The sequence below is a fragment of the Marinobacter sp. DY40_1A1 genome, from assembly GCF_016597815.1.
In the GTDB taxonomy this organism is placed as follows: domain Bacteria; phylum Pseudomonadota; class Gammaproteobacteria; order Pseudomonadales; family Oleiphilaceae; genus Marinobacter; species Marinobacter xiaoshiensis.
The window spans coordinates 662,667-685,126 of sequence record NZ_VCHA01000001.1 but is presented as its reverse complement, the minus strand read 5'-3'; the positions used below and the strand labels follow the sequence as shown (position 1 = coordinate 685,126).

Here is a 22,460-nt window from a genome sequence, read left to right as displayed (position 1 = left end):
TTGCCTGGATACACAGGCTTGAACAAAACTGGAGCATTCTCTTGCAGACTGATGGTAACCGCTTGTGCCGGCTTTGGGCACACACACTACTGACGGCCGTTCTGGCAGCCATTTCACTGGCAAGCCATGCCCAGCAAACGCCCAACGACTATTACCGGGCCGAGTTTGTGATTCTGGAACGCATCATCGAACCAGGTGCAGTAAATGAGCACATGGCAACACGCAAAGTAGATGCACCGGTGGAAACCACTGAAACTCTTTACAGTGTGGGCTCTGGCGGTGCCACCACTTCCTCCCTGAAACTCGTTAACCGCAACGAATTGCACTTGGGAAATGCAGCAAACCGGCTAGAAAGAAGCGGGCATTATCGCGTGCTCATGTCAGCAGGCTGGTATGAAGCGTTCCCGCCAGACTACAAAGGCCAACCGTTGCGTGTTGAGATAGGAGACTGGCTGGAACAGGCCGGCCAGAGAGCAATTGAAGGGCATATTACCATCGACCGGCAGCGCTATCTGCACGTTGCGGTTCATTTGAATCATTGGCAGCAAGGGAAAATTGCCGCCTCTGCAACCGAGGCGGTCAACACCGGCGAGCCCCAAAGCGTGAACAGCTTGCCAGAGGGCGCGGGAACGGACGCCATGCCGGTTGCGACAGGCACAGGCCTGGCGCTTCAGCCTGAAGTACCACTGGAACTGCTTACATGGATACGCGAAACCCGCAGGATGCGAAGCGAGGAAATCCACTTTCTGGATTCCCCCACCATCGGCGTTCTGGTGTTCTTCAAGAAGATTGAGGCAACACCTTAAGCTTACCGAGGCCGGCCATCGAGACTTCAAGAATGCGTCTGACGCCAGACATTCCCTGATCGATGGCCGCTTCAATCTCGGCCATGGTAATAATCTGCTCTGTCTTCCCGGCAGCCCAGTTAACCACCAGGCCCAGGCACACATAGCGCATGCACAGCTCAGCAGCCAACGCGGCTTCAGGCATACCGGTCATTCCAACCAGATCACACCCATCCCGCTCCATGCGCCGTATTTCAGCGGCTGTTTCCAGCCTTGGGCCCTGGGTTGCACCATAAACACCAAAGCCGGCAAACGGCACACCGTGCACCTTTGCCGCTTGCATCATTATATTCCGGGCTTCCTGATCGTATGGCCAGGTGAAGTCGATGTGAGTTACCTGCTCCAGATCACCCTCAAAAAAGGTCCCTGCCCTGCCCCAGGTGTAATCGATAATCTGGTCAGGGATGACCACGCAGGCAGGCCCCATATCCGGATGTATCCCGCCGACCGCATTTACGCCGATAACCGTGCGCACACCCGCATCGTATAGTGCCTTTATGTTGGCCCGGTAGTTCACTTGATGGGGCGGTATCCTGTGAGGGTTACCGTGTCTGGATAAAAATACCACCGGCTGACCATCAAGGTGCCCATCAGTCAGCACAGATGAAGGTGACCCCCAAGGCGTCTCACGCGTGCGTGTTCCGGTGATTTCCAGGCCCGAAAGAGTTGTCAGGCCTGTACCACCAATAATACCGACTACTCCACCACCGTCAGACATCAGTCTCCATCTCCTGCATCAAGGGATTGCTCGCCCACATCACCGGCCTGGGTATCGTGGCGGCGATTGCGATCACGCCTGCTACTGTCCTGGTTGCGGGATACACGCTGTGCGTCGCCTTTTTCAGTGCGCGCATCCTCACTCTCAGATTGCGCATCCCGATCTTTGCTCTGCCCGGGCAGCCTGCCTTCATCACCAAAATGGATGGTTTGAGTCGGGAAGGCCACCTGGCCACCATGACTCTCGATTACGTCGCTGATTTTCAGGAGCACATCTTGCTTGACTTCGTGGAAACGAACCCACTGGGTCGTTTTGGTAAAAGCGTACACCATGATATCCAGAGACGAATGGCTAAACGCCAGAAAATTAACAATCAACGTTTGTTTACCGTCAATATCCTCGTGCTTTTCAAGCATTGAGCGGATATCTGAAACAATGGTAGCCATCTGGCTGACATCGGCATAACGGATACCAATGGTCTCGGAAATACGCCGGTTGGTCATTCGCGAGGGGTTTTCTACTGCGATGGTTGTAAAAGTTGCATTGGGGACATACAGGGGGCGCTTATCAAACGTCCGGATAGTGGTTACCCTCCAGCCGATGTGTTCAACCGTGCCCTCGATTTTACGATCGGGAGAGCGAATCCAGTCGCCTACCTTGAACGGTCTGTCGAGATGAACAATGAACCCCCCGAAGAAGTTTGCCAACAGATCCTTGGCCGCAAAGCCCACAGCAATACCACCCACTCCACCAAAAGCAAGCACACCTGAAAGGCTATAACCCAAAGACTGCAAGCTGATCAGCACAGCCGTAATAATGACAACAGCTCGGGAAAGCTTACTGATAGCGTTAACCGTGGTGTAATCCATCGGCTTTTTCATTTTTACCGGAGAGACAACGATGTTCTCCAGCTCTTTGATCATTCTGAGCAACGCCCAGACAAAAATGAAAATGAAGCCGACCTGCAGCAGGATTCCGTTGGCCTTGAATATCTCTGCGGATGAGTAGTGATGCGCCACCTCCGCAGCCCAGTAGATTCCCTGCAGCCACACAAATGCCACTACCGGTGCACGGGTGGCATGCAACAGGGCGTCATCCCAGATGTTGTTGGTTTTGGAGAACCTGCTTTCCAGTGCTCCAATAATATGGCTGGCAACATAGGCAATCGTAGCCGTACCGAACACCAGCGCGAACACCACAATGCTCACGCGCCATGCCTCAGACAGGACACCAAAGTTCGCGATCCAGCCATTAAGCGTGGACATCATTTCTCCGATCATCGGAATCCTCTAATCAATCTTGTTAATTCGGGTTCAGCGGATAGTAACTGGCATGCCCGTGTGGGCATAGCCAAACAGCTCAATGACATCCGCGTTGCGCATACGGACACAGCCATGAGACAACGCCAATCCCATTGGCTCTGTATCCGGGGTGCCATGTATGTATATAAAGCGGCGAAAGGTATCGACACCAGCACCACGATTCCTGCCTGACTCCAGGCCACAAAGCCAGAGAATGCGGCTCAGTATCCAGTCTCTGCCAGGGTTGGCAGCCGCTAGCTCGGCGCTGTAGATTTCCCCTGTAGGGCGGCGGGCACGAAATACTGTATCTTGAGGCAGCCCGGCACCAATCATGGCGCGGATGTAGTGCTCCCCTCTCGGAGTGCAACCGCTGCCATCCCGCTCGCCCGCACCATTAAGGGCAGTAGACACCGGGTAACAGGCAATGGCGACACCGCACTCATCACGCAGCATAAGCGTCTGGTCGTCCAGGCAGATGTCAATCGAACAGGCACTGCGGTTGTGGTGGCTCACAACGATATTGGCTCCCTCTGGAATTCAGAGGGAAGCCTAACCGAGAGGGTGCAGCTCAGGCAACCGGGATCTTGTTTTCAACCCGGGGAGTCAGCAGGGTATCCTGAGCTTGCATGCCGGCGGCAAGGAAGGGCACCAGGCGCGCAGCAATCTCCTGAACCGTAGTGTCCACACCCAGTTTGTTACGCAGGATGTCCTGTAACGCATCGCTACTGGACATGGTAAAGGCCGTCGCACCCAGCATAAACTGAATACGCCAGTATCGATCTACAGCAGAAAGCTGTGGGGTTGCTTCTTTGAGAAGCCGCATGAAACGGCTGAAGGGCTCACTGTATTCCTGCTCCAGGAATTTGCGCAAATGCCCTTGCGACTGGGTATAGGCCAGCCCAAGCAGACGCATAAAGATTGAAATACCCTTTTCATTGCGCTGAGGCATGCGTACGGCACTTTCTGTGAGAACCCACAGGGTTTGATTCAGGGTTGGTGGCTTGCCGTCGCAACGCAATTCCAACTCATCAAATGCCTTTTCAAGCGTTGCAGAGAATGGGGTAAGAAAGCGTCCAAAAACCGCATGTATAAGTGCGTTTTTTGAGCCAAAGTGGTAATTAACAGCGGCAAGGTTTACTTTTGCCTTGCTGGTAATCATACGCAGGGACGTCTCTGAAAAACCACGCTCAGCGAACAGCTCTTCTGCAGCATCCAGAATTCGGTCAACAGTATCTGACTGGGCCATTTTGTTTTCAGTGCCTCTAGCAAACGTCTGTTTGAAACATACGTTTGAAGCACATTTATGTCAAGTTCTGTCCTCGGGCTGTGCCACGGCTGCCTGCCAACCTTCGTCTATTGCCTCCTGGTTGCCCTCCAAAAATGCAGCCTGAACCCGGCTATACGCCTTCTCCGCTTCAAGCAGATAAATCAGGTAGAGCCTCACATGCTCACGACGGGACAGAGCCCGAGGTAGCGCTTTCTGTTCCGACAGACGCAAAAGGTTGCTGAATCGGGTGTTTTTCAGAGCGGGGTTATAGTCCGCCATGCGGGCACACTGCCAGATCAATCCCTCTTTGCCTTCAAGGTGTTCTGCGTGCTTTCGCGCATCCCGCATCAGGCGCTGGCGCTTGAGCAGCAAATCCAGATAGGAAGGCGCAGATGTATAAACGCGACGAACCACCGGAATACCCAGCAGCACAATAATAATAAAGGCACCAAACCCGCCGCCCGCAACCCACGCAGGCACAATGCCTGTCAACCCGCTGAGAAACACAACTGCAGCCACCAGCGCACTGAAAACCCACAAATCCCGGCTCCGACGCGCCGTTGCAACGCTGAAATTGTCAGGCCAATCATTCATCGCCAGCAACTCAAAATCCATCAGCAGCACGCGATCACACTGGCGCAGCATCAATCTTAGCTTTCGCTGGCGTGATTCCGCCAACATGGGCTTGGTCTGCTCAGGGCTTTCAGCACCAACGTCCGGCTCTTTATCTGCCTGCTCTTCACCCTTTCCTGGTTCTTCTTTTACGCCGCTCCCTGCATCACCACGGCTGACGCTTTTAGAAACACTGGCACTATCTTGCTGAGTATTCTGGTTTGCAGCTAACGCAGCCTTATCCGGCACAGGGTCAGCCGCACGCCCGGGTCTTAATACAGCTCCCTGAGCCGTTCCCGTTCGTACCTCTGCAGCGGTCTGATTCTGAGCCATCGCAATTTTTCCAATTCGTTAAAGAGCCTCCCTCTGGCGGCAGGTCTTATTAGAGGGTATCGACAGCACCCGATATATCTTGAGCCGCACATTTGGCAGGCGAAACGCTCAGCGAAAACACTCAAGCTTGGCAACAGCAATCTCGGTCGTTATCCTTCCCCTCCTATGCCGCACTCTGCTCCCCAATGAGGTCTGCTATGTTCACAGGTATTGTTCAAGGTATTGCTGTTGTGGAAGACGTTACCGCAGCAACCGGGCTAAGCACCTTCGCTATCCGCTTGCCGGATAACAGCACAGAAGGGGTCACCATTGGTGCCTCTGTCGCAATCAACGGCACTTGTCTCACAGTTACCAAACAAACCGGAAACACGCTGTTTTTTGATGCCATGCAGGAAACTCTCAGGCTGACAACGCTCGGCAACCTGGCGCCAGGGCAATCGGTTAATTTTGAACGGGCAGCGCGTATCGGGGATGAGATCGGGGGCCACCTGCTTTCGGGGCACATACATACAACAGCCAAAGTTGTTGAGATTCTGCGGCCGGAAAACAATGTAACCCTATGGTTTGAAGTTCCGACTCAATGGGCGCGCTACATTTTCCCGAAAGGCTATATCGCCATCAACGGCGCCAGCCTGACCATTGGCGAGGTAGACGGCAATCGGTTCAACGTTCACCTGATACCTGAAACCCTGCGGGCCACAACCTTTGGTGACATAGAAGAAGGCATGACGGTCAATATCGAGATCGACAGCCAGACACAAACCATCGTGGATACGCTGGCGCGCCTGGGTTATGACCGACCAGCTTCACCCCGGTAAAGCCTTAGGCTCAACCACGCCAGGCTTCGAAGACAACAAATTTGGGGTTGGCATCGAGTTGCCGCACTTGCGAAAAGTATCGGCGCAAACTTTTGTGGTAACCCAGGTGCCGATTCCCCACCATGATCAAGCGGCCAGTATCAGACAGATTCTGCGCCGCCTGCTCAAACAACCTCAAGGCGATATGGTCACCCACCACGCCGCCTTCATGAAACGGCGGATTCAGCAGGATTCGATCAAATAACCCCTGCTCGCCGCTAATGCCATCCGCGTGCAGGAATGATGCCTTGGCATCAGGATATGCAGTCTCTACATTGCTGCGAGCACTCAACACGGCCTGGCTGGACACATCACTGAATGTCATCTCAATATCGGCCCGAATAGCCAACACACTCAGCCCAAGCACGCCGTTTCCGCAGGCCAGATCCAGTACACGGGCGCAAGGACGGCAGGATTCGATGGCAGGCTTCAGGTGGGGCAACATCAGCCGAGTGCCTATATCCAGCTTCTCCCGGGCGAATACGGCTGGCATGGCATTAGCGCGGGCGCCAGGCGCTTCCAGGTCATACCCTTTCCAGATTCCAGGCCAATTATCCAGACTGGCCTCACCTTGGCTACAGGTAATTAACCGGGCTTTCTTCACCGCCCGACTTACTTTCTCAACATTCACCGTTCTGGCAAATACATCCACACTGCGATCCGGAAGATGCTTGATCATCCCGGCCGCCAATATGACCCCGGCTTGCTTGAGCGCACCATTGGACCAACGCAACAACCAATCCAGATAGTCGGTTTCACGGGGAATCTTCAGCAGAATCAGGTCATAGGTACCAACAGGCGGCTGTAACCAGCTGAAAACACGTTCTGGAGCGGCACAAGCGGGGTTCAGAGCGGCATTCAAGGCCAATGCAGAGCCTAGCTGGGCGCTATCAGCAACTACATCAGGCGAAAATGGAGACAGACCCAGGGTCAGGGCGCCGTATTGATCATCAACAACCAGAACCCGCGAGTCAGGCGCGATTGCCAAATGCTCGAAAGCTTCCTGCAGGAGCAGCTCGTCGGCAGAGCTCCAGGCTCGCAGGCTCGGATCATTGGTGCCGGGGCGATTGAGGGTCAGGCGACCACCGGGAAATTCCAGCACAGCGGTTGTCATATCAGGCATCCAGAGGGAATTCATGTAAAGCAGCCATTTTAGGCTGATTACTCTAGAAATTAACCCTATTGTTCGTTTTGTTCACTTTTAGGAAGGCTTTCATCACGAGGGCTTTTCTCAAACTCATTCTCGGTTAGCTCCTTTTTTTATGGAAGCGAACCTTTTGCCCCTCACCCCAGGGGCTTTTTTCGTTATTGGCCCCGGAAAGCACGGTAAACGGTAAAGCGCCCGTCTTCGCGCAGGCGCTCAACTCTGCCTATATATCGTTTGATCAACGCTTCGTAGGGCAGAAAACTGTTTGCCACCAATCGTAATTCGCCACCTGGCTGCAACTGCCGCTTCACATCCTGAAGAAACTGTTCTGTCATGGAGGTGTCGGTTTTTACACCGGTGTGGAAGGGAGGGTTACTGATAACTCCGGGCCAGAGGCCGTCAACCCCGGCCAGGCCGTCAGAAGCGACAATGCTGCCCTCGGCGCAGTTGCGTTGGTAGGTTTCCCTTGCACAGATAACCGCCTGAGATTGGACGTCCACGCCATCGATACTGGCAACAGGGGTTTGCTTTGCTGCTTGCCAGGCTTGAATCCATGCTCCAATGACACCCGCACCACAGGCAAAATCGAGCAGCCTGTGTGCCTGCATGGGCTGTTCTGCCAGAGTTTCCAGCAGCATGCGTGTTCCCTTGTCGAGGTCATCATGACTGAATATCCCGGGTAACCCCGCAACGTCAATGGAGATTCCCGAACACTCAACGGTGCTCCAGCTCAACCAGTCCTGAACCCGGAACCCGGGAACCGGCTCAATCGAATCTGCACACCAGACCTGACAATGGCGTGCGCTGTCTGCCTTTGATGCCCGGGGCGCAACGGCTTTAAGCTGTTTGATGGCACCCGCTATGCCTTCTTTTTTCTCCCCGACCAGTATCAATCGTGCATTGTCTGCCGCCAGGGAGCGGGCCAGCGCAAGGCGCATTTCCAACTCGGCACGGGCTTTTGGCAAAAACACCACGATGCTGTCATAGCTGCTGTCAGCCAGCGCCGGATCGTCATAACCAAAGGCAGCCTGCCAGCCATCATGGCGCTCCAGCGCGCGGAAAACACCCGCGTGCTCGCTCATGGCAAGGCCGCTACAAGGGAGCGCTGGCAGCAAATGTGCCGATGAAATACCCAACAAAGCCAGCCGGCCGGATAACAGATGCTGGTTTTTAAGCAATGCCTGATGGGAATTAGGTAAGCCGGAGCCAGTTATACTCTGCATGAATCGAATGATGCCGTTTTGCGATGAATACTAGACTTTTTTCTGACGACCCGAGCGCACAGGGCGCAATACCAGCTCATCCAGACTGTTCTGTTTGATCTGTTCCCAGTCCTGAGCCCCGGAAACAGATAACCCCATATCCCGGAGTATGCCGTCTGCCAAATCGTACACGAAGCCGTGAACGTTCAGCCGTTGGCCGCGCTTCCAGGCTTCCTGAACAATGCTGTTCTGGCACACATGCCCAACCTGCTCAATAACATTCAGTTCGCACAGCCGATCAGCCTGATCATTCTCGTTACTACAGGCACTGAGTACAGACTGATGACGATCCCGAATATCCTGCACATGCCTCAGCCAGTTACCTATGAGACCAAAGCCTTCATTACGCAGAGCCGTCTTGATGCCGCCGCAGCCATAATGTCCAACCACAAGCACATGCTTGACCTTCAACACCTCTACGGCGAACTGCAAAACCGACAGGCAGTTGAAATCGGTATGGACGACGACGTTAGCAACGTTCCGGTGCACAAAAAGCTCACCCGGAGGCATATCCACAATCTGGTTGGCCGGCACCCGGCTGTCAGCGCAGCCAATCCACAGGTATTCCGGCGCCTGTTGATTCGAGAGGCGATGAAAGAACTGCGGATCATCGGCTCTGATGGCATCTGCCCAGGCCCGGTTTTTTTCAAGAAGATGGTCAAGCTGGCCCATTAACAGGCTCCGTTTCGTGATTCCCGGTCGTGATTGAACGGGAATCACGGCTCCAACGCAACACTCAGTTTATCTGAGTCATGTCGGGCAGCCTTTTTGAGCTAGCTCTCGCTTTGTGATTGATGCAGCGTACTCTGCGCCAGATCCAGCAATTCGCGCAGTGCCACAGAGAACATGGCGTACTCTGGCTCCCTCACGCCCTTGAGCTCCTGCAGCATGGATTTCCAGCGTTCGATCAGCGACTCATGCCGTTCCAGCCAGGCATCTACGCATGCAGGCAATTCCTCCGGCTTTCCAGCCAGACGAAGTACGCCAGTGGTCAATGCCCGCTGCTGCCAATCCATATCCTCCCGGAAGCTCTCCCTCGCCAGTGCCTGCCAGTGGGACCCAGGCTTGAGGTTTGCAATAGCGGTAGCAAACCAGTTCAGGTCAAGCCTGTCGCCTAATTCATAGTACAGGTTAGCGACGGTTTTAAGCGGCATGCCTGTGGTTTCCTGTGCCTCGATAATACCAAGGGATGAATACAGATAACTGGTACCAGCCAGCACAGAGGCCAGTTCCGCCGGCACCCCTTCACTAACGAGCGCCTCATTACGCTTTGCCCACTCGCTGCTGGCATACTCTCCCAGATATTCAGGCAAGCCAGACGTGATCGCCCAAACACTGTCGGCGAAACGCTCCATATGGTTCTGAATACTCAGTTCCGCACGGCGATTCCGCAACAGCCAGCGCACGGAGCGGCGCATCAAGCGCATCAGATCCTGCATCAGTTTCATCTGTAACTGAGCCGAAATGTGAAAATCCAGCGCTTCAATCTTGTCCCACCAGTTATCGATCCGGAAAACATCCCGGGTAATCAACCATGCCAACGCGATAGATGCGGCGTCTGCGCCGGTGGATTGGTTCAACCGCTCCACAAACGTAATGCCCATGTGGTTGACCATATCGTTGGCAATCTGTGTGGCAATAATTTCCCGGCGCAGTTGGTGTTCACCCAACTCCTTGGAGAAATTCTGGTTCATATCCCGGGGAAAAACCTTGTACATTTCACGGGCAAGCAAGGGGTTATCTGGCAGGCTGCTGTCGATCAACGTCTGCTTCAGATCGCCTTTCACATAGGAAATAAGAACCGACAGTTCGGGCCGGGTCAGCCCTTTATTTTTCAGTTTGCGCTCAGACAGCGTGTCGTCATCAGGCAGGAACTCCAGACTCCGGTTTAGCTTGCCTTCGCTTTCAAAGGTGTTCATCAGCCTGCGGTATTCCTCAAGGCGCGTGGCTGCGTCCTCGTTGGCAATACTGATGGCCTGGGTTTGCCGGTAGTTGTTCTTTAGAACCAGCGCGGTCACATCGTCTGTCATCTCTTCCAGCATGACGTTGCGCTGTTTAAACGTAAGATCTCCCATTGCTACGGCACGATTGAGCAGGATCTTCATGTTAACTTCGTGGTCTGAGCAGTCGACCCCGCCAGAGTTATCAATAAAGTCTGTATTCAACTTCCCGCCCGTCAGGGCATAATCAATGCGCCCAAGCTGGGTCATACCCAGGTTGCCACCCTCACCTATAATCTTGCAGCGCACATCGCCACCATTGATGCGCACGCCATCGTTACCCTTGTCACCAACATCGCTATGGGACTCTGTGCTGCCCTTGATGTAGGTGCCGATGCCACCTACCCAGAGCAAATCAACCCGAGCCTTCAGAATGTGGGAAATCAGCATATTCGGGGGCACACGGTCTGAATTGATATCCAGGAGTTTCTTGATTTCCGGGCTTATGGCGATGGATTTTGCATTGCGATTAAATACACCACCGCCTTTGGAAATAAGCTTGGTGTCGTAATCCGTCCAGGCCGAGCGCGGCTTCTCGAACAGCCGCTTGCGCTCGTTGTAGCTCTTGGCTGCATCGGGTGTCGGATCCACGAAAATGTGAATATGGTTAAACGCGGCCACCAGCCGGGTTTTCTCAGAGTTCAACATGCCGTTGCCGAATACGTCTCCGGCCATGTCGCCAATACCAATAGCGGTAAACTCATCTTCTGCAGGGTTAATGCCCAGCTCGCGGAAGTGACGCTCAACAGACACCCAGGCGCCCCGCGCCGTAATGCCCATTTTCTTGTGGTCGTAACCATTGCTGCCACCGGACGCGAAGGCATCTGCCATCCAGAAGTTGTATTCCGCCGCCAGGCCATTCGCGATATCAGAGAATGTAGCCGTGCCTTTATCTGCGGCAACAACCAGGTAGTGATCATCCGAGTCGTGGCGAACCACACGCTCCGGCGGCTGGATTTTGGCATCAACCAGGTTGTCGGTAATATCCAGCAAGCCCCGGATAAACGTTTTGTAGGCTGCAATGCCTTCGGCCTGGAATGCCTCGCGATCGGAAGAATCCGGCAGGCGCTTGGCAACAAAGCCGCCTTTGGCGCCCACTGGCACAATGACAGCGTTCTTTACCTGCTGCGCCTTCACCAGACCTAGAACTTCCGTACGGTAATCCTCAAAACGATCTGACCAACGCAAACCGCCGCGGGCAACCTTGCCACCACGCAGGTGAACGCCCTCAACACGCGGCGAGTAAACAAATATCTCGTACACAGGCACAGGCAGAGGCATGTCCGAAATGCCGGAAGGATCAAACTTCACACTGATATAGGGCTTGGGCTGACCTTCTTCACCAAGCTGGTAGTAGTTGGTACGAAGCGTGGCCTGCATCAGTTCGAGGTAAAGACGGAGCACCCGATCTTCACTGAGGTTATCCACTTCTTCCAGCCCGGCGTTGAATTCTATTTCCAGCTTCTGTTGAGCCGCCTGACACTTCACCTCACTCTGGAAGCGATCCGGATTGAACCGCACCTCAAAGTATTCCAGCAGAATCCGGGTGAGCTCAACGTGATTCACCAGGGTATTGGAAATAAAAGTCTGACTATTGGAAAAACGGATCTGTCGCATGTAGCGCGCATAGGTGCGCAACAGGGCAATCTCCCGCCAGCTCATGTACGACGTGATGAGCATACGGTTAAAGGCATCGTTCTCTGCCTCTCCATACCACACCCGATGGAACAGCTCCTCGAAAATGGGCCGTATCCGATGAATGTCCACCGCCTTGCCACCATGGGCATACAGAGTGAAATCGTGAATCCATACGGTTTTATTGTTCCGATCGGTCACTTCGAACGGATGCTCACCCAGAACACGGAAGCCCAGGTTGTCGAAAATGGGCATTACGTCAGACAGCGGCAAGGGCTGGTCAGGATAAAACAGTTTGAAGTGCAAGGTGCTTTCGTCTTCTTCAAGCGCCCGGTAAAAGCTCATTGCCAGGTCATTACCGGTAGAAGCTGCCGCTATATGCTCAATATCAATAGCGGCACGGCGCGGCGAGAACATCTCGGTGTAACTTGCGGGGAAACCACTCGCCCACAGGCGATGTAGCTCATTACCTTCTTCTTCCCCAAAGGCTTCACTGAGAGCCACGGATAGGCCATCGCGCCAGGACTGGGCTAACTCGATGACCTTTTCCCGGATCTCTGCCAGTGGCAATTTGCGGTTTTCAACCTGAGGCACGCGAATGGTGAACTGCACACGTGCCAATACAGACTCGGAAAAATGCGTCACAAATTCAATGTCTTCAGCACCAAGCTGATCAAGCAGCACCTGCTCCACCTTCAGGCGAAGTTCAGTGTTGTAAATGTCCCGCGGGAAAAACGCCAGACAAGTAACAAACTGGCCGTACACGTCTTCACGCATAAACAGCTCAATACGATGGCGCTCCTGTATATACAGGATGTTCTTTGCCACGTGCAGCAGTTCATCTTCGGCAATCTGGAACAGCTCGTCCCGAGGATAGAGGGTGAGAATCTGCTCAAGCTCCTTACCGGCGTAATCTGCCCTCAGGAACCCGGAGCCTTTCATCACGCTCTGAAACTTGCGCTTGAGCAGTGGAATCTCATCTGGCCGCTCGTTATAAGCACGAGAGGTGTACAGCCCCAGGAACCGGCGCTCGCCAACCACCTCGCCCTTCTTGTTGAACTTCTTTACGGCGATATAGTCCGGATAGGCGGGGCGGTGAACCCGTGAGCGCTGGGCCGATTTTGCGAAAATGATAATATCATCCGCCCGCGTCATTTCGTGGCGCGTGCGTTGAGGTAACTCGTCAAGACGAACCTGCTCCGGCCGCTCGTTGTTTACACGGAGTATGCCCAGCTCGGATTTCTCAACTCTGCGCACCACCATGCCTGACTTTTCCTTGGCAAAGTCATACTCGTCGTAGCCAAGAAACGTAAAGTGATCACTTATCAGCCACTTCAGAAAGGCTTGCGCCTCTTCCTTCTGCTCACTGCTAATCACTGCGGTGGTGTTATCCAGCTCTTTAATAATCTGGTTAACCTTCTCGGTAACAACCGGAAAATCCGAAACGGCAATGCTCACTTCGTGGAGGACAGCCTTCAGTGCCTGCTCCAGGTCCTTGAGATCCTTGGGGTTGCTGTGCCTGGCAATTTCAAGAACGATAAGCGCTTCATACGCAGAGCCCGCATCGGTTTTCTTGGGCGCCAGCAAGTTTTCGAGGTTTCCTGATTTGTCCCGCTCCAGATTGAGAATGGAGTGCTGAATGGAGTGAGTCGCAATTTCCCGCTGGTTAATCGCAATACGCAGGGAATCAATCAGGAACGGGATATTCGGGTGCAAAATAAACACAACGGTATGGGTAGACTGCCAGCCATCACTTTCCAGATCCGGGTTGAAGACAGCCACAGGCGCCTCTTCTGCACCACGCTTCTGCATAAACTGCCAAGCGGCCATTGCAGCGCCGTAAGTGTCTGAGAGTCGCCGCTCAAGAAGTTCTTCCAGAGGAATATGGGCGTAATGCTGCTTTACAAATTCGCTGATTTTCTTGGCTTCGGCTTTGGCAAGTTTCCTGGAAAACTCTTCAGCCAAAAGTTCGAAAAACTGATCTTTGCTTGCCACTGTCAGCGCATTCATGGGCGACCTCAGATAGTGTGAAATAAACGTAATAGGGATATCGTGAGATAAGCATAGTCAAACCCTTGATTTTTGCCGGTCAGACACCAAAACTGCGGCAACTACTTACGCACGAGAGCAATCACTTCCTATGTCGTTACAGCATACGTTCGGTGAACTACGGGCACAGTTAGCCAAAAGGATCATAGGCCAGGAAAAGCTGGTCGACCGTCTTCTTATTGCATTGCTTGCCGATGGGCACCTTCTGGTAGAGGGTGCTCCGGGGCTGGCAAAAACCACCGCGATAAAAGCCCTGGCAGACCATCTCACGGGAGATTTCCACCGCATTCAGTTCACCCCGGATTTGTTGCCATCAGATGTAACCGGCAGCGAGATTTACCGGGCAGAAACCGGGTTGTTCGAATTCCAGCGCGGGCCAATTTTCCACAACCTGGTACTGGCAGACGAAATCAACCGGGCACCGGCAAAAGTTCAGTCTGCCCTGCTTGAGGCCATGGGCGAGCGCCAGGTCAGTGTGGGCATGCGCACCTTCCCTCTGGACCGCCTGTTCATGGTGATGGCGACCCAGAACCCCATCGAGCAGGAAGGCACTTACCCCTTGCCAGAGGCCCAGCTTGATCGCTTTTTGATGCACGTGGTCATCGGGTACCCGTCGGCACAGGCCGAGCAAGCCATTCTTCATCTGGCCAGAAATGATTACAAACAGGGCCAGGCCGCCTCAGAAGTTCGACTGACCGCAGACCAGGTTTTCGAAGCCCGCGCTGAGGTTGCCGACATCTATATGGCTGAACCGGTTGAGCAGTACCTTCTTGCTTTGGTGCTCGCCACCAGAGACCCAGGCGTTCTGGACGCGGAACTGGCCCGTTGGACAGCATTTGGCGCCAGCCCCCGGGGCACTATTGCACTCGACCGCTGCTCCCGTGCCATTGCGTGGCTCAACGGCAGGGATTACGTAACACCCGACGATATTCGAGCGGTTGCCTTCGATGTGCTCCGGCACCGAATCCTGCTGACCTTTGAAGCCGAGGCGGAAGGCGTAACGGCAGACACAGTGATACAGCGCCTGATAGACCGCGTACCCGTGAGCGCCTGAGGCTGGCCATGGATGTACGCGCCAGTGATGCAACAACCCGCATAAACTTGCAGGCACTCATTCGCCTGCAAGCAGATGCCCGGGCCTTGAAGCTGCCTTCAGCGCGCCCTGCAAGAGCACGCCAGGCTGGGCTCCAGCGCTCTGCACAGCGTGGTCGTGGAATGGCCTTTGCGGAGGTGCGGCTTTACCAGCCAGGGGACGATATCCGCAGCATTGACTGGCGTGTAACCGCCCGTCGCCAGGCTCCCCACACAAAACTGTACGAGGAAGAGCGCGAACGACCGGTACTGCTGATATGCGATCTGGGCCCCACTCTGTTCTTCGCCAGCACCGGAGCCTTCAAGCAGGTGCGCTGCGCTCAGCTTGCCGCCATTCTTGCCTGGCTGGCGCTTATGGCTGGTGATCAGGTAGGCGGCATTGTGTTTAACGGCAGTACCTTGAACGTTCAGCGCCCGGCCCGGCGAAAAAAATCCGTATTAAGGTTGCTGGACACCCTCGCCAGCCAGCAGCACACATCCATAGAAAGCGCCGCATCAGAAACCACCCTCGATACGGCGCTCGCAGAAGCCCGACGTGTTGCCCATACGGGCAGTCGAATCTTCGTGATCAGTGATTTCCTTGGCATCTCGGACAACACCCCGTCACTGCTCGCTGCTCTGGCTCGCCACAACAGTGTCAGCGCATTGCGCGTTGTGGACCCCCTGGAGCTTGAACTGCCCCAAAGCGGTCGCTTCGCAGTTGCCGGTACTGAAGGCCCTGTCTGGTTTGATGCATCCAACAGCAGCTTTCAGCAGGCCTGGCATGAAAAGATCGCTCACCACGAGGCCAGGCTTGAAGAGTGCTTCCGTTTATCGGGCGTATGGGCGTCTAATGTTTCAACCCATGAATCACCTGCAGTGAGCCTTAAATCCATACTCGGGCCGGGAGGGCGAATCGGATGACACCCGACGATCCCCTGAGCCAACTGCGAGATATTCACTTGCCAATAACCGGCGGCTTCTGGCCACCGGCGCCGGGCTGGTGGGTTCTGGGCTTCCTCCTGCTTTTTGCTTTGGTCGCTTTGGTCTGGGCAGTTATTCGTCGCCACCGCCGAAACCGCTGGCTGAGGCTTGCAAAGGCCGAACTGGCTATTCTGGAGCGCTCGGCCGTTAAAGAGCCACTGTGGTTCACGGAACTCAATGCGCTGCTCAAGCGTGTGGCGCGGGCGCGTTATCCGGGCGAAAACCCTGAAGCCCAGACAGGCGAGCAATGGGCAGAATGCCTGATTCGCCACCTCCCTGAAGGACGAATAGCCCATCGCCCTGTTGTCGATGCTTTGATAAACAGTGCCTGGCAACCGGAGCCGACGGCCGAACCCGCACAGGCTTTGGAATTCGCCCGTATTTGGCTGGAGGCGCAAAAATGCTGAGCCTCACTTACCCCTGGGTACTACTACTGATTCTTGTGCCCCTGCTGTTGCAATGGAAGAAGCCCGCCACCCACACAGTGGACGCCCCGGTTTTCCCCGTTGGCCACTGGCTCTCGGAGCTGCCGGGGGTTACTCGACAGGGCAATGGCGCGCCCCGCTGGCAAACCCTGGTGCTGTTTCTGGCCTGGGCGCTGCTGGTACTGGCACTGGCACGGCCACAGCATGTCGGTGAACAGGTGCAAATGCCCGTGTCCGGGCGCGACCTTATGCTGGTGGTGGACATTTCGCCCAGTATGGAAGAGCAGGACATGATCATTCAGGGCCGCAGCATCAACCGCTTACAGGCCGTTAAAAGAGTGCTGAACGACTTTATTGCCCGCCGTGAAGGAGACAGGCTGGGCCTGATACTGTTTGGCACGGAGCCTTATGTGCAGGCGCCTTTGACCTTTGACCTGGAAACACTGGAAACCCTGTTGCAGGAATCCGGCATCGGTATGGCCGGGCGGGCAACAGCCATCGGCGACGCTGTCGGCCTGGCTACAAAGCGCCTCAGAGAGCGCCCTCAACAACAACGAGTGGTGGTATTGCTGACTGATGGCGCCAATACCGCCGGCCAAATCACTCCGGACAAAGCCACGGAAATAGCGGCGGCTGCAGGCGTTCGCCTTTATACAATCGGTATTGGTGCCGAGTCGATGATCCGCCGTGGTTTGCTGGGCTCCCGCCGGGTAAACCCTTCAAGAGATCTGGACGAGGATCTGCTGACACGCATGGCCCAGCAAACTGGCGGCGAGTATTTTCGTGCCCGCAGCCTGCCCGAGCTGGAATTGATTTACGAAACCATCAACCAGCTTGAACCCATTGAACTGGATGGCAAAACCTACCGCCCGGTTACCGATCTCTTTTTCTGGCCTGCGGGCATGGCGGTCGTTCTCTGGCTAGGCCTCCTTATGTTCAGACGAATCAGGACCTGGCAGGGCAATGTCCGGCAGGCTGCGGAAGGAGATGCGACCCATGGCTGACTTCCACTTCATCCGCCCTCTCTGGCTTCTGCTGCTACTCCTTGCGCCTTTGTTGTACATTGTTTTGGCGCGCCGGAGCTCCGGCGACAGTGGCTGGTCAGGCCTGATCCCCGAGCAGCTTTTGGCCCCGGTTATCCGGCGTTATGGCGGAGCTGAAGGCAAAGGAAAATCAAAGCTCCTGCCAGCAATCAGCGCACTGGTTATCCTCGCTATTGCCCTCGCCGGGCCAGCCTGGCGTGAGGCGCCGACACCCCTGAAAAAGCCGGGGGACAGCCTGGTGGTTGTGCTCGACTTATCGCTGTCCATGCTGGCCACCGATCTGGAACCGGACCGCCTAACCCGGGCAAAGCGCAAAATCCGCGACATACTCGCCGTTCGGGAAGGCAGTCTCACCGGGCTGATTGTGTACTCCGGCGATGCTCACGTTGTCACGCCTCTCACCGACGACATCAACACAGTCACTGGCATGCTCAACGTACTCGATCCTGTGATCATGCCGGTTCAGGGCAACCGTTCGGATCTTGCAGTTGCCAGAGCCCGCGCACTTTTGGAACAAGGTGCTCCGGGCATGGGTCGCATTCTGTTGATTACCGATGAGGTTCCAGATCGCTACCGCGAGCCTATCCGCACTGCGCTAAAGGGTAGTGACTATACCCTCAGCACGCTGGCCGCCGGCACCCGCGATGGCGGCCCCATCCCGCTTGCAAGGCGGGGGTTTATCCGCGATAACGGCAGCATCGTCATAACTCGCACCGACCCGGACATGCTCGCGGAACTCGCCCGAAACAATGGTGGTAGCAGCCATGAAATGACGTTGGATGACACCGACATAGCAGCCCTGAATCTCAGCCCTGCGGAATCCGACGAGTGGCAAGACTCCACCACCGGGCTCACAGTAAACCGCTGGCAAGACGACGGATACTGGCTGCTGTGGCTGGCCTTACCATTGTTATTACTGGGCTGGCGCCGCGGCGCTTTTACCGCCATAGCACTGATTGTCCTGCCCGCTCTGCCACAACCAGCCCAAGCCATGGATTGGGGCAGCCTGTGGCAGCGTGAAGATCAAAGGGCCGCGGAATTGATACGGGAAGATCCAACTGCAGCGGCCAGGATTCTCACGTTACCGGAATGGCGGGGGGCAGCTCTTTACAGGGCCGAGCGCTATGAGGAAGCCGCCAAAGTTTTCTCCGGCCTGGACACTACCCTCGGGGATTACAATCGTGGCAACGCTCTCGCCCGGGCCGGCAAACTAAAGGAAGCTATTGAGGCCTACGACAGCGCACTAGCCCGCAAACCAGACATGGAAGATGCGCGGGTAAACCGTCAGATTGTTGAGGATCTGCTCAAACAGCAGGAGAAACAATCCGATCAGGACCAGGGCGAAGACAACCAGAACCCTTCGGATTCCAGCCAGAACGATGGCCAGCAACAGGGGAACCCCTCAGACTCATCCGGTGACAACGAAAATCAGGATCAGCCACAGAACTCGGACCAGGAACCTGAACAGTCCGAAAACGGAGGCGAAGACCAAGAGCAGAGCGGTAATCAGGATGAACCTGGCGAGCAGCAAACAGGCGACGCATCAGAAAACCAGGATTCAAGCGCGCAGGCCACGGAGACAGAACCCGGCGATCAGGAAGTCGAGGCACCCGCGCCCACCTCTGAAACGCCCCTGACCCAAAGCCAGGAGCAATCCCTTCGCCGGGTACCAGACAATCCGGGCGGGCTTTTACAACGAAAATTCCTGCAACAGTATCAGGAGCGTCAGACACCATCGGATGAGGGCGACACACCATGGTAAAACAGCTGAATATTCCGGCAATCTGGCTGGCAGTTCTTATGGTATTCGGGCTTGGTGCGCAGGCCGGCGAACTCAGCGTAGAGCCAGACAGAACCCGCCTTTACGAAGGCGAAGTGCTGACGCTTACCGTCAAGGGCAGCACAGAGATAGATATCAGCCTGAGCAACCTGTTTGATTTTGATCTATCGAACTTGCCCTCGCCAGATATCGAAAAGGTGGAACGTGATTTCGAGATACTCGCCCGCAACCAGCGCTACAGCATTCGCACAATAAACAGCGACATGGTGGGAGAAATAACCTGGACCTACCAGCTTGCACCCAAATCAACCGGAAAACTCACCATACCCCCACTGAGTTTCAAAGACTCAAAATCCAAACCGGTGGTCATCGAGGTTGTTGGCGGTACGCCCCCTGACCAGACTGGCACGAATCGAGGGAGTTTCATTGAGCTGACGGCTGATAAAGCCGAAGTCTATGTTCAGGAACAGCTGATCCTGACAGTGAGGCTGTTCTTCCAGGGCAACCTTATCCGTGGTGAGCTATCCGATCCGCAGCACCCAAACGCGATCATCGAAAGCCTCGGCAAACAACGGGAGTATTCCAGCGACCGCGACGGCGTACGCTACCGGGTTGTGGAGCGGCGCTACGCCCTGTTTCCACAAAAACCCGGCGTAATGAATCTGCCTCCCATTCGTTTTGAAGGTCAGGCCAGAGATGCCGACGGCTCTCTTCGGTTCCTGCGGGACAGTGCCTCCTTGTTTGAAGTGCCTGTAAAAGATGTACCAGCAGAGTTCAGCGGCGCAACCTGGTTACCGGCCACCAGCCTCACTCTCAGAGAGGCTGGCATGCCACCTACCTTGAATCTGAAGACCGGCGACAATCTCACCCGCACACTAAGCCTGCAAGCTGCAGGACTGCCCTCAGAAGCGCTGCCCCCCCTACCTGATTCTGCGCCTGACGGGCTTCGAAGCTATCCGGAAGAGCCACAGCGAAACACTAACGTGGGCCCCGACGGCATTGTCTCGACCCTCACTCAAACCAGCGCTCTGGTTCCCGTGGAATCCGGAAAACTGAGCCTTCCGGCGGTGCGTATTCCCTGGTGGGATACAGAATCCGACAGTGAGAAAGTTGCTGTTATCCCTGCACAAACCCTGAACGTGGTTGCATCTGACGCGTCACCAGCGGCTGTTGGAGGCTCCACGTCAAGCCAAGGCTCACCACCTGCCACTGGCGATGCGAATCAATCTGTCAGCACCGGTGCAGCAGCAGACAACGCATTCTGGCAATGGGTCAGTCTTGCACTTGCGGGTATTTGGGTTCTGACAATGTTGGCCTGGTGGCGAACCCGCAGACTGGCTGCCGATGCGCCTGCCAATAGCGTCTCTGAGGAAAGCGAAAGTGAACGCAATGCGTTTGAGCAGATGCTTAATGCGGCAAAAGATGGTCGGGCATCCACGCCGGGGCTGTTTGTTCACTGGTCAAATTTGCACTGGCCAGGGCACGACTTCCGCTCTGCCGGAGACGTTTTCCGGGTAGTTCAGACACCGGATCTTGACAAGGAGCTGAGCGCACTACAGGCGCATCTGTTCAGCCAGGATCGTTCCGGTGATGGAAACAGCAGTGAACAGTGGGACGGGGAGCCTCTGGTTGCGGCGCTCCGGCAAGCAAGACAACAGAAAAACAGATCTAAGCAGGAAACTGACTTGCCGCCACTTTACCCCGCCGGCCTTTCATTGTGAGGGGTAACGTGGCAACAACTGAAATCAGTTTGAACACTCACCGGGCCGGTACCTGCCGGCTCGGCGGGAGACGTTCCGGTTAACTTCCGGTCAACTGCTTATTGATCACTATGGATACCGGTGCGCCCTGCTCTTTGGTAACCGTAATGGGTGTATCAGTACTGCCCTGCCAGTCACCTGCTTGTGCGTTGATGCTGCCAGAACGTGTCAGGCGCGCCGTTACAGCCACTTCTTCCACACCTGAGATCACTGCCTCCGGCGTCATCGCATATCGGTCATCCAACCGGATATCAACGGGCAAAGCGCTTGCGGTCAACCTGACAACGGCCAGCGGGGGGCCGCTTTGAACATTCGCTGCACGGGCAAAAATAAACAAGGTAGTGTCTTCAGGAATATCCTGCTTGAATGCTTCATCGAGGCTTACGCTCACAGTTACGCCCATTCCCTGAGCGCTATCATCCGCTGCAGCAAAAGCCGGTTCCTGTGCTGGTGGCTGCTCCCCAAGCCGAGTGTAAGCTTCTTTAATGCCACCCTGAATGGCGCCCAACTGCGGGTGGTCTGGTGCGACTGCCTGAATGCGTTCCCAATATTGGATAGCTTCCCGATAGTCGCCCTGACTGAAGGAGTGAATACCCAGTAAGCCCAAGGAATTAACTTCGTCGGGGTTCAGTGACCTTGCTTCTTCAATTGTGGCGGTGACCTTATCGGTCATGGCACCCTGACTGCGGAAAAACAGTGCTTGCGCAGACAGCCCCAGAGCAACTGCCCGGGATCCATCATCCGACTTCACACTATCCGCCAGCTGCCGGAATGCCCAGGCAGCATCTTCATAGCGCTCCAGGCGCATATAGGTTTGGCCCAACATAGCCCATCCGTCCGGGTTGTCGGGGCTTGCTTCCAACCGCTCACGCAACTGTTCTGTGAGCGTGTCCATCTGCGCTGCTCGGGCTTCGTCTGAACCACCCAATTCCTGCATGGCTATATACGCTTCCACGCTGTCCAGAGCCCCCCACTCGTCATAAAGTACAACCGTGGCTGCGGGGATCAGGAGTATTGAAACCAAACCCACTGCCATCGCGGCCTTGCGACCGGGAATACTTTTTGCCGGAGCTTCGTTCTCAGGCACATCATCCAACATGGCTCCGGCAAGTTCATCGCGCAATTGCTGGTATGTTTCCTCGTCAATAATTCCAGCTTGATGCTCTTTTTCCAACTCAGCCATGCGGCTGCGATATGCCATCAGGTTCTGGTTTCTGAGATCCGTCTGCTGCCGGTCGCCCCGGCGGTGGAACATCACTGGGTAGATTACAAATGCCAGGGCAAGAATGATCAGTACCGTTGCGGCAATCCAGAAAGTTTGGGTCATGGAAATATCATCACAGGTTCAAAATGAATAAAACGGTGCGTACA

Annotated in this window: 18 protein-coding genes; 8 read left to right on the top strand and 10 right to left on the bottom strand. The window is 55.2% G+C overall.

Annotation, left to right across the window (positions count from 1 at the left end; genetic code table 11):
• Positions 1 to 41 precede the first annotated feature (41 nt).
• Positions 42 to 806: a CsiV family protein gene (locus FFI61_RS03160; protein WP_200369232.1), complete on the top strand. Its 765-nt coding sequence runs from the start codon at positions 42 to 44 to the stop codon at positions 804 to 806.
• Here the strand turns inward: FFI61_RS03160 and FFI61_RS03155 are convergent.
• From FFI61_RS03155 to FFI61_RS03135, 5 genes are read right to left on the bottom strand one after another with little or no spacing between them, the layout of a single operon-like run.
• A complete protein-coding gene (locus tag FFI61_RS03155) occupies positions 781 to 1,563 on the bottom strand; it encodes an S-methyl-5'-thioinosine phosphorylase (RefSeq protein ID WP_200369231.1) in 783 nt (260 codons plus the stop codon). The genes FFI61_RS03160 and FFI61_RS03155 overlap by 26 nt on opposite strands.
• Positions 1,563 to 2,843 (bottom strand): mechanosensitive ion channel family protein, encoded by a 1,281-nt coding sequence (locus tag FFI61_RS03150; protein ID WP_200369230.1) that lies wholly within the window; start codon positions 2,841 to 2,843, stop codon positions 1,563 to 1,565. The genes FFI61_RS03155 and FFI61_RS03150 overlap by 1 nt, the downstream gene beginning before the upstream one ends.
• A 33-nt stretch (positions 2,844 to 2,876) precedes the next feature.
• Positions 2,877 to 3,377: a L,D-transpeptidase gene (locus FFI61_RS03145; RefSeq protein ID WP_200369229.1), complete on the bottom strand. Its 501-nt coding sequence runs from the start codon at positions 3,375 to 3,377 to the stop codon at positions 2,877 to 2,879.
• 55 nt (positions 3,378 to 3,432) lie between these two features.
• Complete coding sequence (locus FFI61_RS03140) at positions 3,433 to 4,110, bottom strand: TetR/AcrR family transcriptional regulator (protein ID WP_200369228.1); 678 nt, start codon at positions 4,108 to 4,110, stop codon at positions 3,433 to 3,435.
• 60 nt (positions 4,111 to 4,170) lie between these two features.
• A complete protein-coding gene (locus FFI61_RS03135) occupies positions 4,171 to 5,076 on the bottom strand; it encodes a hypothetical protein (RefSeq protein ID WP_200369227.1) in 906 nt (301 codons plus the stop codon).
• A gap of 197 nt (positions 5,077 to 5,273) precedes the next feature.
• Here FFI61_RS03135 and FFI61_RS03130 point away from each other — a divergent pair, with 197 nt between their 5' ends.
• A complete protein-coding gene (locus FFI61_RS03130; RefSeq protein ID WP_200369226.1) occupies positions 5,274 to 5,894 on the top strand; it encodes a riboflavin synthase subunit alpha in 621 nt (206 codons plus the stop codon).
• A gap of 10 nt (positions 5,895 to 5,904) precedes the next feature.
• On the opposite strand, the gene FFI61_RS03125 is transcribed toward FFI61_RS03130, so the two are convergent.
• The 4 genes from FFI61_RS03125 to FFI61_RS03110 form a co-directional block, all read right to left on the bottom strand.
• Positions 5,905 to 7,047: a class I SAM-dependent methyltransferase gene (locus FFI61_RS03125; protein ID WP_200369225.1), complete on the bottom strand. Its 1,143-nt coding sequence runs from the start codon at positions 7,045 to 7,047 to the stop codon at positions 5,905 to 5,907.
• Between the two features lie 191 nt (positions 7,048 to 7,238).
• The gene (locus FFI61_RS03120) at positions 7,239 to 8,303 is read right to left on the bottom strand and encodes a class I SAM-dependent methyltransferase (RefSeq protein ID WP_200369224.1); all 1,065 of its coding nucleotides are present in this window, start codon (positions 8,301 to 8,303) and stop codon (positions 7,239 to 7,241) included.
• Between the two features lie 30 nt (positions 8,304 to 8,333).
• Positions 8,334 to 9,014, bottom strand: coding sequence for a carbonate dehydratase (gene can, locus FFI61_RS03115; RefSeq protein WP_200369223.1), 681 nt, complete (start codon positions 9,012 to 9,014; stop codon positions 8,334 to 8,336).
• A gap of 101 nt (positions 9,015 to 9,115) precedes the next feature.
• Entirely contained in the window at positions 9,116 to 13,987 is a 4,872-nt protein-coding gene (locus tag FFI61_RS03110) for an NAD-glutamate dehydrogenase (protein ID WP_200369222.1), read from the bottom strand.
• A 130-nt stretch (positions 13,988 to 14,117) separates the two neighbouring features.
• Between FFI61_RS03110 and FFI61_RS03105 the strand changes: the two genes are divergently transcribed.
• Genes FFI61_RS03105 through FFI61_RS03080 form a run of 6 tightly spaced genes read left to right on the top strand, consistent with a single transcriptional unit; the run spans position 14,118 to position 21,050 of the window.
• Positions 14,118 to 15,080 (top strand): AAA family ATPase, encoded by a 963-nt coding sequence (locus FFI61_RS03105; protein ID WP_200369221.1) that lies wholly within the window; start codon positions 14,118 to 14,120, stop codon positions 15,078 to 15,080.
• Positions 15,081 to 15,088: 8 nt separating this feature from the next.
• Positions 15,089 to 16,021, top strand: a complete 933-nt coding sequence (locus FFI61_RS03100; protein WP_200369220.1) for a DUF58 domain-containing protein — start codon at positions 15,089 to 15,091, stop codon at positions 16,019 to 16,021.
• The gene (locus tag FFI61_RS03095) at positions 16,018 to 16,488 is read left to right on the top strand and encodes a DUF4381 domain-containing protein (protein ID WP_200369219.1); all 471 of its coding nucleotides are present in this window, start codon (positions 16,018 to 16,020) and stop codon (positions 16,486 to 16,488) included. Before FFI61_RS03100 ends, FFI61_RS03095 begins: the two co-directional genes overlap by 4 nt.
• Positions 16,482 to 17,510 carry a vWA domain-containing protein gene (locus FFI61_RS03090; protein ID WP_200369218.1) on the top strand — a complete coding sequence of 343 codons (1,029 nt, stop codon included), beginning with the start codon at positions 16,482 to 16,484 and terminating at the stop codon, positions 17,508 to 17,510. The genes FFI61_RS03095 and FFI61_RS03090 overlap by 7 nt, the downstream gene beginning before the upstream one ends.
• Positions 17,503 to 19,311 (top strand): VWA domain-containing protein, encoded by a 1,809-nt coding sequence (locus FFI61_RS03085; RefSeq protein WP_200369217.1) that lies wholly within the window; start codon positions 17,503 to 17,505, stop codon positions 19,309 to 19,311. Before FFI61_RS03090 ends, FFI61_RS03085 begins: the two co-directional genes overlap by 8 nt.
• Positions 19,305 to 21,050: a BatD family protein gene (locus FFI61_RS03080; RefSeq protein WP_200201126.1), complete on the top strand. Its 1,746-nt coding sequence runs from the start codon at positions 19,305 to 19,307 to the stop codon at positions 21,048 to 21,050. The genes FFI61_RS03085 and FFI61_RS03080 overlap by 7 nt, the downstream gene beginning before the upstream one ends.
• Positions 21,051 to 21,129: 79 nt before the next feature.
• Here FFI61_RS03080 and ccmI read toward each other — a convergent pair whose 3' ends face one another.
• A complete protein-coding gene (gene ccmI / locus FFI61_RS03075; RefSeq protein WP_200201127.1) occupies positions 21,130 to 22,416 on the bottom strand; it encodes a c-type cytochrome biogenesis protein CcmI in 1,287 nt (428 codons plus the stop codon).
• Positions 22,417 to 22,460 lie beyond the last annotated feature (44 nt).

Bases quoted from the DNA above. Each gene is read 5' to 3' on its own strand.
- FFI61_RS03085 (WP_200369217.1), top strand. From the start codon at position 17,503: ATGGCTGACTTCCACTTCATCCGCCCTCTCTGGCTTCTGCTGCTACTC.
- FFI61_RS03100 (WP_200369220.1), top strand. From the start codon at position 15,089: ATGGATGTACGCGCCAGTGATGCAACAACCCGCATAAACTTGCAGGCA.
- FFI61_RS03125 (WP_200369225.1), bottom strand. From the start codon at position 7,047: ATGACAACCGCTGTGCTGGAATTTCCCGGTGGTCGCCTGACCCTCAAT.
- ccmI (WP_200201127.1), bottom strand. From the start codon at position 22,416: ATGACCCAAACTTTCTGGATTGCCGCAACGGTACTGATCATTCTTGCC.
- FFI61_RS03135 (WP_200369227.1), bottom strand. From the start codon at position 5,076: ATGGCTCAGAATCAGACCGCTGCAGAGGTACGAACGGGAACGGCTCAG.
- FFI61_RS03080 (WP_200201126.1), top strand. From the start codon at position 19,305: ATGGTAAAACAGCTGAATATTCCGGCAATCTGGCTGGCAGTTCTTATG.
- can (WP_200369223.1), bottom strand. From the start codon at position 9,014: ATGGGCCAGCTTGACCATCTTCTTGAAAAAAACCGGGCCTGGGCAGAT.
- FFI61_RS03120 (WP_200369224.1), bottom strand. From the start codon at position 8,303: ATGCAGAGTATAACTGGCTCCGGCTTACCTAATTCCCATCAGGCATTG.
- FFI61_RS03110 (WP_200369222.1), bottom strand. From the start codon at position 13,987: ATGAATGCGCTGACAGTGGCAAGCAAAGATCAGTTTTTCGAACTTTTG.
- FFI61_RS03090 (WP_200369218.1), top strand. From the start codon at position 16,482: ATGCTGAGCCTCACTTACCCCTGGGTACTACTACTGATTCTTGTGCCC.
- FFI61_RS03155 (WP_200369231.1), bottom strand. From the start codon at position 1,563: ATGTCTGACGGTGGTGGAGTAGTCGGTATTATTGGTGGTACAGGCCTG.
- FFI61_RS03105 (WP_200369221.1), top strand. From the start codon at position 14,118: ATGTCGTTACAGCATACGTTCGGTGAACTACGGGCACAGTTAGCCAAA.
- FFI61_RS03140 (WP_200369228.1), bottom strand. From the start codon at position 4,110: ATGGCCCAGTCAGATACTGTTGACCGAATTCTGGATGCTGCAGAAGAG.
- FFI61_RS03150 (WP_200369230.1), bottom strand. From the start codon at position 2,843: ATGATCGGAGAAATGATGTCCACGCTTAATGGCTGGATCGCGAACTTT.
- FFI61_RS03095 (WP_200369219.1), top strand. From the start codon at position 16,018: ATGACACCCGACGATCCCCTGAGCCAACTGCGAGATATTCACTTGCCA.
- FFI61_RS03130 (WP_200369226.1), top strand. From the start codon at position 5,274: ATGTTCACAGGTATTGTTCAAGGTATTGCTGTTGTGGAAGACGTTACC.